This window comes from Nonomuraea sp. NPDC050227 (assembly GCF_044459705.1).
Taxonomy (GTDB): Bacteria; Actinomycetota; Actinomycetes; order Streptosporangiales; family Streptosporangiaceae; genus Nonomuraea.
This window is the reverse complement of record NZ_JBITJF010000002.1, coordinates 540,384-555,662: the sequence shown is the minus strand read 5'-3', so window position 1 is coordinate 555,662 and position 15,279 is coordinate 540,384. Positions and strand designations below refer to the sequence as shown.

Here is a 15,279-nt window from a genome sequence, read left to right as displayed (position 1 = left end):
GTTGCCGCTTTTTCGGGGAATTACGGGTGAACGCCACCAGGCCAGCGGCTTTACATTGTAGATCTCAAGCGGGACAACATCGACGGCAGCTCGCCCTCATGGGCCACCGTCAGCCGCCGCGTCGCCCGCGTCACCGCCACGTACAGGTCGTGGCCGCCCATCGGCGACTGCTCCAGGATCCCCGCCGGGTCGACCACCACCACCCCGTCGAACTCCAGGCCCTTGGCCTGCGTCACCGTCAGCACCACCACCGGCGCGTCCAGGTCCGCCGACCCCGGGAACAGGGCCGCCACCCGCGCGTGCAGCCCGTCGGGCGTGATGACCCCCAACCGGCCGCCCTCGCCCCGCGCGCCCAGCTCGGCCCGCTCCGCCGCCACCAGCGCCGGCAGCTCGGCCACCGCCGCCCGCACCGCGCGCGGCTCGTCGCCGCCGTCCCGCACCGACTCCGGCGGCTCCTGCCCCGGCGCCACCGCCGCCAGCACGTCGGCCGCCACCCGCATGATCTCCACCGGCGTGCGGTAGTTGACCAGCAGCCGCTCCTCCCGCCAGCGCCCCTCCAGGTACGGATCGAGCACCTGCGCCCACGAGCGCGCCCCCGCCGCCGACCCCGTCTGGGCCAGGTCGCCCACCACGGTCAGCGACCGCGCCGGGACCCGCCGCACCACCGTCCGCCAGGCCATCGGCGACAACTCCTGCGCCTCGTCCACGATCACGTGCCCGTACGCCCACGTGCGGTCGGCCGCCGCCCGCTCGGCCGTCGTCAGCCCCGCGCCGTCGTCGGCCTGCCGCTCGGCCAGCACGTCGGCCCGGTCGAAGACGCCCTCCTCCAGCAGGCCGGTGGTCTCCAGCACCTCGCGCGCGTACAACTCCTGCTCGGCCCACTCCTCCCCCGCCCGCCGCGCCGCCACCCGGTCGGCCGAGTCGTCGTGGCCCAGCAGCTCGGCCGCCTCGTCCAGCAGCGGCACGTCGCCGACCGTCCACGGCGACTCGCGGGGCCGCACCAGCGGCGTCCAGTCCAGGCCCGGCGGGCACACCGACCACAACGTGTCCGGCGCGGACAGCAGATCGGCGACCAGCTCCTGCGGCGTCAGCTCCGGCCACAGCTCGGCCACCGCGCGCCGCACAGGCTCCTCCCCCCACAGCCGCTCGGCCGCCAGCGCGATGTCCGTCTCGTCCAGGTCGCCCTCCAGGTCCAGCGGCTCGGCCAGCTCCGGGTCGTCGACCGCAAGCTCCTCCAGGCGCAGCGACTCCTCCAGCGCCCGCGCCTCCGCCCTGGCCAGCTCCTTCAGCAGCTCGGTGACGTACAGCTTGCGGGCCATGTTGTGCGGCAGGCGCACCGCCCGCGCCCGCTCGCGCAGCCGCACGCACACCGCGTGCGGCACACGCAGCCGCAGCCCGTCGAGCTCCACCTCCAGATCGCCCGCGGGCACCCGCTGCCGGTCGGCCACCGCCGCGGCCACCACCTCGGCCATCCGCAGGTCGCCCTTGACCACCGCGGCCGCCGGCGGATCGGCCGCCACCGCCCGCACCCCCGGGAACAGCTCGCCCACCGTGGCCATCACCACCTGCGTCTCCCCCAGCGCCGGCAGCACCTGCCCGATGTAGCGCAGGAACATCGGGTTGGGACCCACCACCAGCACCCCGCGCCGCTCCAGCGTGTCGCGGTGGGTGTAGAGCAGGTAGGCGGCCCGGTGCAGCGCCGCGACGGTCTTGCCGGTGCCCGGCCCGCCCTGCACCACCAGCGCCCCCTGCAGGCCCGCCCTGATCACCCGGTCCTGCTCGATCTGGATCGTGGCCACCACGTCGCCCATCCGGCCGGTACGGCCGCGCCGCAACGCCGCCAGCAGCGCCGCCTCGCCCACCAGCGTGCGCCGGTCGCCGTCGGACATGCCGTCCAGGTCGAACACCTCGTCGTCGATGCCGACCACCGTGCGGTCCTTCAGGTGCAGATGGCGGCGCCGCACCAGGCCGCCCGGGTCGGTGGCGGTGGCCACGTAGAACGGGCGCGCGGCCGGGGCCCGCCAGTCGATCAGCACCGACTCGTGGTCCTCGTCGCGCAGCCCGATCCGGCCGACGTACGTGCTGACGCCGCCGGAGTCGTCGATCCGGCCGAAGCACAGGCCGCGCTCGACCGCGTTGAGCTGGGCCAGCCGCCGCGCCTGCTCGGAGGCGGTCACCTCGCGCTCGACCCGCGCCTGCCGGGTGCCCAGCGCGCCGCCGCCGGCGTACACCTGGCGCAGCGTCGCCTGCGCCCGCTCCCTGGCCGCGTCGAGCCTGGCGTACAGCCACCGGACCGTACGCTGCTCGCTGTCAAGGGCTTCCGCGAGACCATCTTGACGATTAGCCATTCCCTGCTATACTCCTTTACGGGAGCTCTGTGGAGCCGCTTCTCGTATTGCCGAGTTCACGAGCCTAGCCCTCCTTCGCCGTTCCGGCAACCGACGCCGCCCGTCCGCGTTCCCGCGGCTGGTGCTAGCTTGAGCGGTCGTGTCGGACTATCTACGCGACCTGTTCTCCCTGCACGGCCGCCGCGCGCTCGTCACCGGCGGCAGCTCCGGCATCGGCCTGGCCATGGCCGAGGCGATCGGCCGGGCCGGAGCCGAGGTCGTCCTCGCCGCCCGCAGGCCCGCCGAGCTCGACCGGGCCGCCGAGCGGCTGCGCGCCCACGGCGTCACCACCTCCGCCGTCAGCGCCGACCTGCACGACCGGGACGACCTGGCCCGCCTGTGCGCCGCCGCCGGAGAGATCGACATCCTGGTCAACGCCGCCGGCAACAACATCCGCAAGCCCATGGCCGAGCTCACCCCCGGCGACTACGAGCAGACCATCGCCGTGCACCTGACCGCCCCGTACCTGCTCGGCCAGCATTTCGGCCCCCGCATGGCGGCCCGCGGCCGGGGCCGCATCATCAACGTCGGCTCCCAGCAGTCCATCAGCGCCTTCGGCAACAGCGGCGTGTACGGCGCGGCCAAGGCCGCCGTCGCCGGTCTCACCCGCTCGCAGGCCGAGGCGTGGTCGGCCCACGGCGTCTGCGTCAACACGATCATCCCCGGATTCGTGCTCACCCCGCTGACCGAGCCCGCCCAGGCCGTCCCCGGCCGCGTCGAGGAGCTCGCCGCCCGGCACATGACCGGCCGCAACGGCGTGCCCGGCGACTTCGCGGGCGCGGCGGTGTTCCTGGCGGGGGACGCCTCGGCGTTCGTCACCGGCCAGCTGCTCTTCGTCGACGGCGGTTTCTCCGTGCACTGATGGTGGGAGACCCGGGCCGGCGCCTTTACGTTGTAGATCAGGAGCGGCGGCGGGCGCGGTAGGCGCTGGCCTTGGCGCGGTTCTGGCACGACAGGCCGCAGAACCGGCGCGAGGCGTTGCGGGTGGCGTCGAAGAAGACCAGCTCGCACGCCGCCGCCTCGCACGTGCGCAGCCGCACCCCCTGGCCGACGCCGATCACCATGGCCAGCGCGGTGGCCGTGTCGGCCGCCCACGCGTCCACCAGGCCGGCGGCGGGCCCGTGGAAGGCCAGGACCGGCGGGTCGCCGTGCAGGTTGGGCACCGCGCCGTGCCGCAGCAGGGCCCGGTTCAGCGCGGCCGGCGCGGCGGGGCTCGCGGTGAAGGCGGGCCGGAGCTCCTTGGCCACCCCGGCCAGCCGGTCGGCGTCGGCGCCGGTCAGCGCCCTGCTGGGCGTCCATCCATGCTGGACGAAGGCTGCGTCGAGGGCGGCGCGCCGGTCGGCCGGCGGCCCGGCGGGACGACCACGCACCTGGGTGACGGCCAGTTCGTTGACCAGCAGCACGGCCAGATCCACCCACCTACCGACATAACTGTCTATCTGGGACTGGCCGGTGATGCGCCACACGTCTGTCGTCACCGGCGAAGCCTACCTAGGCAGTGAGGTCGGCGAGGGTCACTCGAAGCCGGGGGCGGGTTGCCACAGGCTGATCTCGGTGCCCTGGTCGTCGGTGCAGGAGCAGCCACGACCGGACTTGCTCTCGTACACCTCACCCGTCGTGCCGCCGAGCTCGCGCACCCGCTCGACGGCGGCGTCGATGTCCTCGACGTGGTAGTAGAGGTTGGGCTGCGCGGACGGGCCGCCGGCGCGCAGGCCCATCGGCACGTCGGTGTTGGTGACGTGCAGGTACCGCTCGTGCTCGCGCCTGAACTCCCAGCCGAACAGCGGCCCGTAGAAGGCCGCCGCGCGCTCCAGGTCCTCGACCGACAGGGTGTAGTAACCCAGCTGGACACTCATGCACGTCTCCCCGCAACAATTGCCGTTATCGTTAAGCATCAACACCATAACGGAAGCAGGCAAAGATTAACAACGACGTTAACGACCTGGACGCCACACTGGACGCCACGCTGGCCGCCCTCGCCGACCCCACCCGGCGCAAGGTGATCGACCTGCTGCGCGAGGGCCCGCGCCCGGCCGGCGAGCTGGCCCAGGCGGTGCGGATGAGCGCCCCCGCGCTCAGCAGGCACCTGCGCGTGTTGCGGGCCGGCGGCCTGGTGCGGGCGGAGGCGGGCGGCGAGGACGCCCGGCTGCGGCTCTACACCCTGCGCCAGGAGCCGTTCGCGGCGCTGCAGGCGTGGCTGGACCAGGTGCAGGCGTTCTGGGCCGAGCAGCTCGGCTCGTTCAAGGACCACGTGGAGCGCGGGCGGTGAGCGCGGTGCGGGCGGCGGTCGTCGTGCCGGTCGATCCGGCGACCGCGTTCCGGATGTTCACCGACGAGATCGACCAGTGGTACGTGCGCGGCCGCCACAGCTGGGTCGATCCCGCCCGCGCGGTGGCCATCCGCTTCCAGGACGGCTACCTGCGCGAGCTGTGGGACGACGGCGGCCACGCCGACCTGGGCCGGATCGTGCACTGGGAGCCGCCCCGCCGCCTGGTCTGGGCCGACCTGCTCAACCCGGGCGGCCGGATGGAGATCGAGGTGGCCTTCACCGCGGTCGAGGACGGCACGCGGGTGCTGCTCGAACACCGCGGCCTGGACACCCTGCCGCCGGACGTGGCCGGGCGCATCCGCCGCGGCTACTCCTGGAACATCGTGCTGGACTGGTTCGCCGCCCGATGGACCCGGGCGTGATACGCGGGCGTGATCAGCGGCGGCCGTACTTCTTGTGCACGGCCTGCTTGCTGACGCCGATCGCGTCGGCGATCTGCGCCCAGGGCAGGCCCGCCACCCTGGCCCGGCGCACCTGGACGGCCTCCAGGCGCTCGATCTCGCGCCGCAGCGCGGTGGTGGCGTGCAGGGCCAGCAGCGGATCGTCGTCCTGCGCCTGCCTCATCAGGGACGCCAGGTCGTTGGTCATGCCCTAACGGTAGTCCACGATCTCCCGCCGCTCAGCGGGTCATCGCGCGTCCAGGACCAGGCGGACGCCGAGGCCGATGAGCACGACGCCGGAGATCTGCTCCAGGCGGCGCCTGACGGCCGGGCGGCCGAGGAAGTCCCTGGCCCTGGCGACGGTCCAGATGAGCAGGCCGTACCAGACGGTGTCCACCAGCACCCACACGACGGCGAGGGTCACCAGCGTCAGCGGCACGTTCTGCCCGGCCGGCACGAACGGCGGCAGGAAGGACATCGCGAACACCGCGGCCTTGGGATTGGCCAGGCAGGTGCCGAGCCCCGACAGGTAGGACCCGCGCAGGCCGGCCACCGCCTCGACCTCCACCGGCGGGGTGCCCCTGCGCGCGTTCCACAGCGCCTGCGCGCCCATCACCACCAGCACGACCGCGCCCGTGACCCGCATGACGTCGTAGGCGACCTGCGAGGCCATCAGCAGCGCCGACAGCCCGAACGCGGCGGCCAGCCCCCACAGCAGGATGCCGGTCTCGTTGCCCAGCGCGGCGGCCAGGCCGGAGCCCCGGGAGCGGAGCGTCTGACGCAGGATGACGGCGGTGCTCACGCCGGGGACCATGGCCACCAGGAAGCACGCGCCGACGAAAGCCAGAAGGTACATGCTGGGCATGCTGGCAGAGACGGCCGCCCGTTTCCCGCCATTTATCCGCTAGAGGTACAGCTTGCCGAGGCCGGCCACCGCCTCGGCCATCAGCGCCCGCAGCTCGGCCGGCTCCAGCACCTCGACGTCGGCGCCCATGCGCAGCAGCAGCCAGCGCGCGTGGGTGAGCGACTCGACCGGCACGGTGAGCGTGCGCCAGCCCTCGGGGTCGGGCTCGCCCGCCGCGGCCAGCGCCGCGGCGACCACGTCGGACCCCATCGTGTATGCCAGCAGGTCCTCCCGGCCGGGCGCCAGCCTGATGACGGCCTCGGCGGTGTACATGCGCTCGCGGAACTCCTTGGCGTACGCCCGCCAGAACGCCGCCAGCTCGAACCCCTCCGGCCTGCGGAACCGGCCCGGGAGCTGCTCGACGGTGAGGATGCGCGAGACCCGGTAGGTGCGCGGCGAGCCCTCGGGCGGGGCGGCGACCAGGTACCAGGAGCCGCCCTTGAGCACCAGCCCGTACGGGTGGATCACCCGGTCGACCTCCCGCTGCCCCCACCGGCGGTAGGTCATGTGCAGCGGCCGCTGGTCCCACACCGCCTCGGCCACGTCGCTCAGGTGCGGCACGTCGTCGGCCGAGCGGTACCAGCCGGGCACGTCCAGCAGGAAACGCTCGCGCATGCGCGAGGCGTGCGAGCGCGGCTCGGGCGGCAGCGCGGCCAGCAGTTTCAGCTCCGCGGTCGCCGCGACGTCGGCCAGCCCCAGCTCGGCGGCCGGTCCCGGCAGCCCGGCCAGGAACAGCGAGGACGCCTCCTCGGCCGTCAGCCCGGTCAGGCGGGTGCGGTAGCCGTCCAGGAGCTGGTAGCCGCCCGCCGGTCCGCGGTCGGCGTAGACCGGGACGCCGGCCGCCGACAGGGCCTCGACGTCCCGGTAGACCGTGCGGATCGACACCTCCAGCTCGGCGGCCAGCTCGGGCGCGGTCATCCGGCCCCGCGTCTGCAGCAGCAGGAGGAGGGAGAGCAGGCGGCTGGCACGCATACTCGTCATTGTATTGCGCACAATTTCGGTGTTTGTATGAACAGATGGAACGTTTGACCGCCATCATGAACGCCCTGCGCGCCCAGGACAGCGTCTCGGTGACCGAGCTCGCCGAGCGGCACGGCGTGTCGGAGATGACGATCCGCCGCGACCTGGACGAGCTGGCCCAGCAGGGCGTGGTCCGCCGGGTCAGGGGCGGGGCGCTGTCCCTGCTGCTGCGCGGTGAGGAGCCGCCGTTCGGGGTGCGCGAGCGGGAGGCGGTGGAGGCCAAGCGGCGCATCGGCGTCCAGGTCGCGGCGCTGATCGCCGACGGGGAGGCGGTCGTCCTGGACGGCGGCACCACCGTGCTGGAGGTGGCCCGCGCCCTGGCCGGGCGGCGGCTGACCGTGCTGCCGCTGGCGTTGCAGGCCGTCTCGCTGCTGGCCGCCGCGCCGCGGGTGCGCCTGGTGCTGCCCGGCGGCGAGGTCCGCAAGGGCGAGCTGAACGTCACCGGCCCGCTCGCCGAGAGCTCGATCGCGGCGCTGCGCTTCGACACCGCGGTGATCGGTTGCTGCGGCCTGTCGGCCGAGCACGGCCTGACCGCGCACGACCTGCCTGAGGTCGCGGTCAAGCGGGCGGCCATCGCCGCCGCCCGGCGGGTGATCGTGGCCTGCGACTCGGGCAAGTTCTCCCGTACGGCCTTCGGCGCGGTCTGCCCGATCTCCCGCCTGGACGTCGTGGTGACCGACGAGGGCGTGCCGCCCGAGCAGCGTGACGCGCTCCTCGCGGCCGGGGTGGACGTCAAGGAGGCCGGATGAGACGCGAACGGACGGCCGTCCACCTGCTGTTCTTCCTGGCCGGCCTGGCCATCGGCACCTGGACGGCCCGCATCCCCGCCATCAAGGAGGCCCTCGGGCTCGACGCGGGACGGCTCAGCCTGGCGCTGCTGGCCATCGCCGCGGGCGCCGTCGCGGGCATGACGACCGTCGGCCGCCTGGTGGACCGGTACGGCAGCAGCCGCGTCATGATCCCGGCGGCCCTGTCGCAGGGCGTGGTGCTGGTGCCGCCCGCCTTCGCCCCCGGCCTGGGCGCGCTGGCCGCCGCGCTGCTGGTCTTCGGGGTCGTCCACGGCGTCCTGGACGTGTCCATGAACGCCAACGCCGTCGAGGTGGAACGTGCCTTCGGGCGGCCGGTGATGTCGTCCTTCCACGCCGTCTACAGCGTCGGCGGGTTCGCCGGGGCCACCACGGGCGGGCTGTTCGCGCAGGCCGGGCTGCCGCCGTCGGTGACGTTCGGGTGCGTGGGGGCGGTGATCGCCGTGCTGGCGGTGTGGGCCTGGCGGTGGGCGCTGCGCTCGACGCCCGCTCCCCTGCCGGCCGGCGGCTCGGGGTCCGGACGCCCCAAGGGCATCCTGTTCCTCGGCGTGCTGGCCTTCTGCTGCCTGGTGGGCGAGGGGGCGGCGGCCGATTGGAGCTCGGTCTACCTGCGCGAGAACCTGGCCTCCTCGGCGGGGTTCGCCGCCGCCGGGTACGCCGCGTTCTCGATCGCGATGACCGCGGGGCGGCTGGCGGGCGACCGGCTGGCCGCCCGGTTCGGGCCGGTGGCGCTGGTGCGGTGCTGCGGGCTGCTGGCGGCGGCGGGGCTCGGGCTGGCGCTGCTCGGCGGGGGGGCCGGTGGCCGGGGTGGTGGGGTTCGGCTGCTTCGGGGCGGGGTTGTCATGCATCGTGCCGCAGGTGTTCTCGGCCGCCGGGCATCGGGATCCGGCCTTCGCCGGGCGGGCGCTGGCGCGGGTGGCGTCCGTGGGGTACCTGGGGTTCCTGTCGGGGCCGGTGATCATCGGGGCGGTGGCCCAGCTCGCCGGGTTGCCGCGGGCGCTGGCCGTACCGGCGCTGATGGCGGCCTTCGTCGCCCTGACGGCCCCCGCCCTGCGGTCTTAGGCATCCGATCGCGGGCGGCGGCGTGCCGGGGATCAGCCGAACTGCTGCCAGCCGAGCCTGATCACCATCGCCACCACCACGCACAACAGCACGACCCGGACGAACGCCGTGCCGCGCCTGATCGCCATCCTGGCGCCGAGCTGGGCGCCGGCCACGTTGCACAGCGCCATGCCGAGCCCGAGCGCCCACTGCACGTGGCCCTGCAGCCCGAACACCGCCAGCGCCCCGAGGTTGGTGCCCACGTTGATGATCTTCGCCGAGGCGGAGGCGGCGACGAAGTCCAGGCCGAGGATGGTGGTGAAGGCGATGATGAGGAACGTGCCGGTGCCCGGCCCCATGATGCCGTCGTAGAAGGCGATGCCCACGCCCGCCGCGACCACCGCCGCCACCACCCGGCCGTCGGTCCGCAGGTGCGGCTGCGGCAGGGCGCCCATCGAAGGGCGCAACGTGACGAACGCCGCCACGCCGAGCAGCACCACCATCACGACCGGGCGCAGAACGTCGGCCGAGATCGCCGCCGCCGCCCACGCGCCCAGCCCGGCGCTCACCACGGCCAGCGCCGCACCCGGTAACGCCACCTGACGGTCGATCTTGGTCGAGCGCGCGTACGCCACGGCGGCCGAGGCCGTGCCGAACACCGAGGAGAACTTGTTGGTCGCCATGGCCTGGACGGGCGGCATGCCGGTCATCAGCAACGCCGGCAGCTGCACCAGCCCGCCGCCGCCCACGACGGCGTCGACCCATCCGGCGCCTGCCGCGGCCGCCAGCAACACCACAACCTGCTCCAGCGGCACGCCGCCCCCCCTACTCCCCCAGGAAACGCCCAGAACACTACAGCCCCCCTCCAACCACCCACCGCAGGCCACCCCCAACCCCGGCCTGTCACCTCGGCCCCCCGGCCCTCAGCCCAGTCCCCCACCCCGGCCCCTCACCTCGGTCCCTCCGGCCCTCAGCCCAGTCCCCCACCCCCGGCCCCTCGCCTGCTCCGGTGCTGCGGTCAGGCAGCGAGGACGGAGGCCATGGCGGAGAACCGGAACCGGCGCGCCAGCTGCGCGACGCCGCGATCGAGCTGCCGGCCAAGGAGGGCGGCAGGGGCCTGCCCCACCGGGCGATCGACCCGCGGCCGTGCCTGCCGGAAGGCACGGCCAAGAACTGCTTCGCCACCCGCGCCAACCTGGCCCTGCGCCTGCGCGCCCACGAGGCGGCGGGCCTGTCGGCGACCCGGCGTACCGCCGCGACGGTCACGATGTGCCTCGACACGGCCCTGACTACCTGCTCACCCAACCGGCCGAGACGCTGGCCGACTACGGCCTCGACGCCTTCCTGCGCGACCTCCTGCACACCGTCTACCCGCCGCGCGGGTGACCGGCGGGCGCCGTCCCGGCCGGGTAGGCGAGACTGGACCGGTGACGATCGAGAACGGACCGCCCGTGTCGAGCACCTCCATCGTGGTGCTCACGCTGGCGCGGCGGGTCGAGACGGAGCTCTCCGCCGAGCTGGCGCCGCTTGAGCTGACGATCAGCCGCCTGGGGCTGCTGGGACACATCGCCGGGGTGCCCGGCGCGTCCTTCAGCGACCTGGCCCGCATGTCGGGCATCTCGGTGCAGAGCGTGCACACGGCGGTCAAGGGGCTCGTCCAGACGGGGCTGGTGCGCGACCGTACGGCGCGGGCGGGGTCGGCCTCGACCATCGAGCTCACCCCCGAGGGGCAACGCCTCCTGCGGGAGGCCGCCCAGGCCATCACCAAGGTCGACGAACGCCTCTTCGGCCCCGACGCCGACCCCGTCCAGCAACAGGTGGGCGAAGCGATCCGCACCGCCTTTCCCGCCCCCTGACCCCTCGGCCCCATGGCCCCGGGCGGGCCGAGATCGTTCAGGACGACCGGGCATGGTCCTGCCGAGCAAGGCCATGTCGTACGGCACGACTGGCCGCGCCCGCGCCGGACCCACGCAGCGGTGAGCACGTGGTCGGCGACCGTGGCAAGGCCTGCTTGAGGTGACGACACAGAGCAGCTCGTTGCCTCCAGCCGGATAGATCGTGACCGGGCGCAACTTAAAGTTACTAACCGTGATATTCGCTAACTCTAAGTGGCTGTCTTGTGTAACGGCAGCCACGATGACCACGACACTGGCCCTCGTGCCGACCGTCGCGCAGGCGGCGCAAGGGAGCCAGACATTCGGCTACACCGGAGCTCCGCAGACCTTCACAGTCCCCGAAGGAGTGTGCGAGCTGATCGTGGACGCCTTCGGCGCCGCGGGCGGCACCGCCGTCTACGGATCTCCCGGCGGGCGAGGCGGTGAGGTCAGCGGCACCGTACGGGTGAATCCAGGAGACGAGCTGACGATCGACGTCGGCGGCGCGGGCACGGGCGGGAACCTCGACACTGGCGAGCCTGCGGCGGGAGGCTACGGCGGAGGCGGCCGGCCCGGCGGCTTCCAGGAGGACCTCAGACCCGGCAACGGCACCAACGGCGGTGGCGGAGGCGGCGCGACGACGATCACCCTCGGCGCCCAGCCGCTCATCATCGCCGGCGGCGGTGGCGGCGGCGCCGGCAGCTTCGCCGGTGGGACGGAGGGGCAAGGCGGCGACGGCGGCCAGAACGGCACCAACGGCGCCACTCCGAACCAGCCTGGCGCCGGCGCAGGCGGCTCCTCGGGCGGCAACGGCGGCGCAGGCGGCCCCGGCGGGCAGCCCGTGGCCGACTTCGACCTTCCCGGTCTTCCCGGCGGCGACGCTCAAGGACGCACCGGCGGGGACGGCGCCGTCAACCTCGCCGACCCGCACATGGGCTCGGGCGGCGGCGGTGGCGGCGGCGCACAGGGCGGCGGCGCCGGCGGCTCCTCCTCCGCCAGCACCCTGTACGGCGGCGGCGGTGGCGGAGGGTCGAGCCTCGGCCCCGCCGGAGCCACCTACACCACCGGCGTCCGCGAGGGCAACGGCGAGGTCACCCTCTCCTACGACACCGAGTCGTGCGGCGTTCCGCCCACGCCGGAGCCGTGTCCCAAGGAGAAGCTGAAGGTGGACAAGGTCGCCGACCGGACCAAGGTCTCCGTCGGCGACCAGGTGCACTATCGCATCCGCGTCACCAACACCTGCGACAGGACCTTCCTCGGCGCCACCGTCACCGACGACCTGACCGATGTGCTCGACAACGGCTCACTCACGGGACCGATCCGGGCCACGACGGGAACCGTCCAGCGCTCCGGCGACACCCTGGTCTGGACCGGCGATCTGACCCCAGGCCAGACCGCCACGATCACCTACACGGTGATCGCCCGCGCGCCCGGTTTCCTGCGCAACATGGTCTCCTGGCACTGCAGATCGTCTGAGGCCCTCATGAACTGCACCGACAGCACCATCGTGAAGGTCTTCCACAAATCACCACACAAACCACGACCCTGGTAACTGTCCCACGTCCCAAGGGGGTCCAGGCGTGGCCTGCGACCCCCTTCCTTCGCGTGCCAAGGCCGGAATACAGACCCCAAGATTGACGCCCACGCGGCCGCCGCCCCGGCCTTCGGGGCGGCAATCAGCGAGCAGGTGGCGGAGATCGCGAAGCTGAGAGACAGCGAGCCGCAGCTGACCGAGCTTCTCACCGGTAAGGGCAGGGAAACCCGGGGCATGCACACGCCGTCCAACCACGAAACAAACCTCAACCTCCACCCCCCAGAACAACCCACCCTCACTTTCGACGGGCAGAAGCCGTCACTGCCGCTGAGAGCGTCGCCGTCCAGACCCGTGCCGACGTCGAACGCCTGCGCACCGAGTTGGACCAGGGCCATCCTGTTCTCGCCCCTTACCTGGATCCGAACTTCAACAGCTCTTAGAACCTGCACACAGTTCGAATCCTCAGCCGAGACAGCCCTGCGTGGGTGCGAGTCGGCCCGAAGCTGTTGGGCGTTGTCGTAGCGGAAGGCCGCCCCACGCCACGGTTGGATCCGGTTGATGAACCCTCGGCACCCTTGGCGCCTCCTCCGCGCCCCGTCGCCCGCGATCCCTAGTTCCACGAGCAGCGCAACGCGGCCGAACGCTCCGGAGTCCAGTATGGCAGGCCGGCTTTCAGAGTAGCTGAAGGTTTCGCTAGGCTTCAGTCACCCTGAAGGTTGGAGGCGATCCATGAATCATGTCCTGTTGTCCATCCATGTGCTGGCGGGGATCGTGTTCGTCGGCGGTTCGGCAGTCGCGTCGAGCTTGTTCCCCCGTTACGCCCCCGTCGCATCCACGACGCCCATCACCACCACCGGCTCTGCCACGGCCGTCGACCCTGCCAGAGCTGCCGGCGCGGAGCGCAGTGCCGCCGTAGCCGCTGTGCTGCACCGCATCACCGGTGGTTACGCCGTGTTCGGGTTGATCGTGCCGTTGGCCGGGATTGTTCTGGCCAGTGTGCAGGGACGGATGGGGCAGACCTGGATCATCGTGGCGATGATCCTCACCGCCGTCGCGGGCGCCCTGCTGGCCACCCAGATCCACCCCCGCCAGCGCCAGGCCCTCGACGCCCCCGACGACGGCCGCCGACTCCGTACGCTGACGATGCTCACCGGCGTCTACAACCTGCTGTGGGCGGCCGTCGTCGTGCTCATGATCGTCCGTCCGGGCGAGCAGACGGGAGCCTGAGCGTGCTGACCCTGCGCATCGCCGCCGCCGCCGAGGCCGTCACGCTGGCGGTTCTGCTGACCAACCTGCTCACCGTGCACGCCAAGGCGATCACGACCTACGCCGGCCCGCTGCACGGCATGGCCTACCTCATCGTCATCGCCACGGCGGCCATGACACCCAGGGCGCAAAGCACACCCGGGGCGCGCTGGAGCGCGTTCGTCCCCGGGGTCGGCGGGCTGCTGGCCCTGCGACGCCTGCGCGCCGTACCGGATGACCGGGAGGGATGATCCCGGGCTCGGGTAGGGCCCCAAGGAGGCCAGCAGGCCGGGCCCCAAGCAGGACGCCGATACCGCGGTCCAGGCAGGACCACGGCCGGGTGACCCAAAGGGTCCCGGGCAGACCAGCCCGCAGGAGGCACAGGCTAACCAGGGGGCACGAGGCACAGGCGACCCAGCCCGCAGAGACCCGGGGAGACCAGCGACAGGCCAGCCCGCACGAGCCCAGACAGCCACCCGCAGGGCCCCGACGAGACCAGCGAGCCCAGGGGGACCAGCGAGCCTGGGCCAGGGCCAGGTTTGGGCGGGCAGGTCAGTGGGCGGCGGCCAGGGTGCGTTTCCTGGAGGCGTAGATGTCGTCGATCAGCCGGTAGCTGCGCGCCTGCTCGGCGGTGAAGATGCGGTCGCGCTCGATGTCCTTCCTGATCTCCAGCACCCCGCGCCCAGTGTGCCGGGCCAGGATCTCCTCCTGCTGGTCACGCATCCGTACGATCTCCCGGGCGTGGATCTCCAGGTCGCTCGACTGCCCCCGGCCGCCCTCCGTGGCCGGCTGGTGGAGCAGGACGCGTGCGTGCGGCAGGGCCGCCCGCTTGCCCGGCGTGCCCGCCGCGAGCAGGACGGCCGCCGCCGAGGACGCCTCCCCGATGCAGACCGTGTGGATCTCCGGCCGGACGAACTGCATCGTGTCGTAGATGGCCGTCATCGCCGTGAACGACCCGCCCGGCGAGTTGATGTACATGTTGATGTCCTGGTCGGGATCGAGCGACTCCAGCGTGAGGAGCTGGGCCATGACGTCGTTGGCCACCGTGTCGTCGATCGGGGCGCCGATGAACACCACCCGGTCCTCGAACAGCTTGTTGTACGGGTTCATCTCCCGCACCCCGTAGGAGGTGCGCTCGGTGAACGAGGGCAGCACGTAGCGACCGCTCATGGTCAGTTCATCCCTTCGGCGATGTGGTCCACGAACCCGTACTCCAGCGCCTGCTGGGCGGTGAACCACCGGTCGCGGTCGGAGTCGGCCTGGATGCGCTCGAGCGGCTGGCCGGTGTGGTGGGCGATGATCTCGGCCATCCTGCGCTTGGTGTAGAGCATGTTGTCGGCCTGGATCTGGATGTCGCTGGCCGAGCCGCCGATGCCGCCCAGCGGCTGGTGCATGACGATGCGGGCGTTGGGCAGGGCGTAACGCTTGCCCGGCGCACCGGCGGTCAGCAGCAGCTGGCCCATGGAGGCGGCGAAGCCCATAGCCACCGTCGCCACGTCGCACGGGACGAACTGCATCATGTCGTAGAGCGCCATGCCGGCCGTCACGGAGCCGCCCGGCGAATTGATGTAGAGCGTTATGTCCCGATTGGGGTCTTCGGCTGCCAGCAAAAGCAGCTCACCGCAGAGCCGGTTGCAAATCTCGTCGTCGACCTCCTGGCCGAGCACCACGATGCGTTCCTTCAGCAGGCGCTGACTGAGCTGGTCAGGCCAGGCCGCGCGCTGGGTATCCGTCATTGACGTCGCCTTTCTGCCGAAAC

Annotated in this window: 18 protein-coding genes and 1 pseudogene; 10 read left to right on the top strand and 9 right to left on the bottom strand. The window is 72.6% G+C overall.

Translation table 11 applies throughout. The features are described 5' to 3' along the window. Positions 1-50: 50 nt before the first annotated feature. Positions 51-2,348, bottom strand: a complete 2,298-nt coding sequence (locus tag ACIBK9_RS09790) for a HelD family protein (protein WP_397156674.1) — start codon at positions 2,346-2,348, stop codon at positions 51-53. Positions 2,349-2,487: 139 nt separating this feature from the next. Between ACIBK9_RS09790 and ACIBK9_RS09785 the strand changes: the two genes are divergently transcribed. Further along, on the top strand, positions 2,488-3,249 hold the full coding sequence (locus tag ACIBK9_RS09785; RefSeq protein WP_397156672.1) for an SDR family NAD(P)-dependent oxidoreductase: 762 nt from the start codon (positions 2,488-2,490) through the stop codon (positions 3,247-3,249). A 37-nt stretch (positions 3,250-3,286) separates the two neighbouring features. On the opposite strand, the gene ACIBK9_RS09780 is transcribed toward ACIBK9_RS09785, so the two are convergent. Together ACIBK9_RS09780 and ACIBK9_RS09775 are read right to left on the bottom strand one after the other, a co-directional pair. Beyond that, positions 3,287-3,865: a CGNR zinc finger domain-containing protein gene (locus tag ACIBK9_RS09780; protein ID WP_397156670.1), complete on the bottom strand. Its 579-nt coding sequence runs from the start codon at positions 3,863-3,865 to the stop codon at positions 3,287-3,289. Positions 3,866-3,901: 36 nt separating this feature from the next. Beyond that, the gene (locus tag ACIBK9_RS09775; RefSeq protein WP_397156668.1) at positions 3,902-4,243 is read right to left on the bottom strand and encodes a VOC family protein; all 342 of its coding nucleotides are present in this window, start codon (positions 4,241-4,243) and stop codon (positions 3,902-3,904) included. Positions 4,244-4,308: 65 nt separating this feature from the next. On the opposite strand from ACIBK9_RS09775, the gene ACIBK9_RS09770 reads away from it, so the two are divergent. Together ACIBK9_RS09770 and ACIBK9_RS09765 are read left to right on the top strand one after the other, a co-directional pair. Further along, a complete protein-coding gene (locus tag ACIBK9_RS09770; protein ID WP_397157564.1) occupies positions 4,309-4,656 on the top strand; it encodes an ArsR/SmtB family transcription factor in 348 nt (115 codons plus the stop codon). Further along, positions 4,653-5,078, top strand: a complete 426-nt coding sequence (locus ACIBK9_RS09765) for an SRPBCC domain-containing protein (RefSeq protein WP_397156666.1) — start codon at positions 4,653-4,655, stop codon at positions 5,076-5,078. Before ACIBK9_RS09770 ends, ACIBK9_RS09765 begins: the two co-directional genes overlap by 4 nt. Before the next feature lie 13 nt (positions 5,079-5,091). Here ACIBK9_RS09765 and ACIBK9_RS09760 read toward each other — a convergent pair whose 3' ends face one another. The 3 genes from ACIBK9_RS09760 to ACIBK9_RS09750 are packed head-to-tail and all read right to left on the bottom strand — an operon-like array spanning position 5,092 to position 6,972. After that, positions 5,092-5,304 carry a hypothetical protein gene (locus ACIBK9_RS09760; RefSeq protein ID WP_352328267.1) on the bottom strand — a complete coding sequence of 71 codons (213 nt, stop codon included), beginning with the start codon at positions 5,302-5,304 and terminating at the stop codon, positions 5,092-5,094. Between the two features lie 39 nt (positions 5,305-5,343). Continuing rightward, positions 5,344-5,952, bottom strand: coding sequence for a LysE family translocator (locus ACIBK9_RS09755; RefSeq protein ID WP_397156664.1), 609 nt, complete (start codon positions 5,950-5,952; stop codon positions 5,344-5,346). A 48-nt stretch (positions 5,953-6,000) separates the two neighbouring features. Beyond that, positions 6,001-6,972 carry a helix-turn-helix transcriptional regulator gene (locus ACIBK9_RS09750; RefSeq protein ID WP_387675333.1) on the bottom strand — a complete coding sequence of 324 codons (972 nt, stop codon included), beginning with the start codon at positions 6,970-6,972 and terminating at the stop codon, positions 6,001-6,003. Between the two features lie 44 nt (positions 6,973-7,016). Between ACIBK9_RS09750 and ACIBK9_RS09745 the strand changes: the two genes are divergently transcribed. The 3 genes and pseudogenes from ACIBK9_RS09745 to ACIBK9_RS09735 all read left to right on the top strand — a co-directional run bounded on the left by ACIBK9_RS09745 (position 7,017) and on the right by ACIBK9_RS09735 (position 8,888). Further along, positions 7,017-7,769, top strand: coding sequence for a DeoR/GlpR family DNA-binding transcription regulator (locus ACIBK9_RS09745; RefSeq protein WP_387675335.1), 753 nt, complete (start codon positions 7,017-7,019; stop codon positions 7,767-7,769). After that, a pseudogene (locus tag ACIBK9_RS09740) lies at positions 7,766-8,560 on the top strand (MFS transporter); the annotation flags it as partial. The gene ACIBK9_RS09745 and the pseudogene ACIBK9_RS09740, both read left to right, overlap by 4 nt. A gap of 64 nt (positions 8,561-8,624) precedes the next feature. Beyond that, complete coding sequence (locus tag ACIBK9_RS09735) at positions 8,625-8,888, top strand: hypothetical protein (protein ID WP_397156661.1); 264 nt, start codon at positions 8,625-8,627, stop codon at positions 8,886-8,888. A gap of 32 nt (positions 8,889-8,920) precedes the next feature. On the opposite strand, the gene ACIBK9_RS09730 is transcribed toward ACIBK9_RS09735, so the two are convergent. Next, the gene (locus ACIBK9_RS09730) at positions 8,921-9,682 is read right to left on the bottom strand and encodes a sulfite exporter TauE/SafE family protein (protein WP_397156660.1); all 762 of its coding nucleotides are present in this window, start codon (positions 9,680-9,682) and stop codon (positions 8,921-8,923) included. A 612-nt stretch (positions 9,683-10,294) separates the two neighbouring features. Here ACIBK9_RS09730 and ACIBK9_RS09725 point away from each other — a divergent pair. The 4 genes from ACIBK9_RS09725 to ACIBK9_RS09710 all read left to right on the top strand — a co-directional run bounded on the left by ACIBK9_RS09725 (position 10,295) and on the right by ACIBK9_RS09710 (position 13,771). Beyond that, the gene (locus ACIBK9_RS09725; protein ID WP_397156658.1) at positions 10,295-10,723 is read left to right on the top strand and encodes a MarR family winged helix-turn-helix transcriptional regulator; all 429 of its coding nucleotides are present in this window, start codon (positions 10,295-10,297) and stop codon (positions 10,721-10,723) included. Positions 10,724-11,003: 280 nt separating this feature from the next. After that, positions 11,004-12,293, top strand: a complete 1,290-nt coding sequence (locus ACIBK9_RS09720) for a hypothetical protein (protein ID WP_397156656.1) — start codon at positions 11,004-11,006, stop codon at positions 12,291-12,293. A 711-nt stretch (positions 12,294-13,004) separates the two neighbouring features. After that, positions 13,005-13,502 carry a hypothetical protein gene (locus ACIBK9_RS09715; protein WP_397156654.1) on the top strand — a complete coding sequence of 166 codons (498 nt, stop codon included), beginning with the start codon at positions 13,005-13,007 and terminating at the stop codon, positions 13,500-13,502. 2 nt (positions 13,503-13,504) lie between these two features. Then, positions 13,505-13,771, top strand: a complete 267-nt coding sequence (locus ACIBK9_RS09710) for a DUF3817 domain-containing protein (protein WP_397156652.1) — start codon at positions 13,505-13,507, stop codon at positions 13,769-13,771. A gap of 301 nt (positions 13,772-14,072) precedes the next feature. Here the strand turns inward: ACIBK9_RS09710 and ACIBK9_RS09705 are convergent, their stop codons facing one another. Next, on the bottom strand, positions 14,073-14,690 hold the full coding sequence (locus ACIBK9_RS09705) for an ATP-dependent Clp protease proteolytic subunit (RefSeq protein WP_364342966.1): 618 nt from the start codon (positions 14,688-14,690) through the stop codon (positions 14,073-14,075). A gap of 2 nt (positions 14,691-14,692) precedes the next feature. Next, positions 14,693-15,256 carry a ClpP family protease gene (locus ACIBK9_RS09700; protein ID WP_397156650.1) on the bottom strand — a complete coding sequence of 188 codons (564 nt, stop codon included), beginning with the start codon at positions 15,254-15,256 and terminating at the stop codon, positions 14,693-14,695. Between the last annotated feature and the right edge of the window lie 23 nt (positions 15,257-15,279).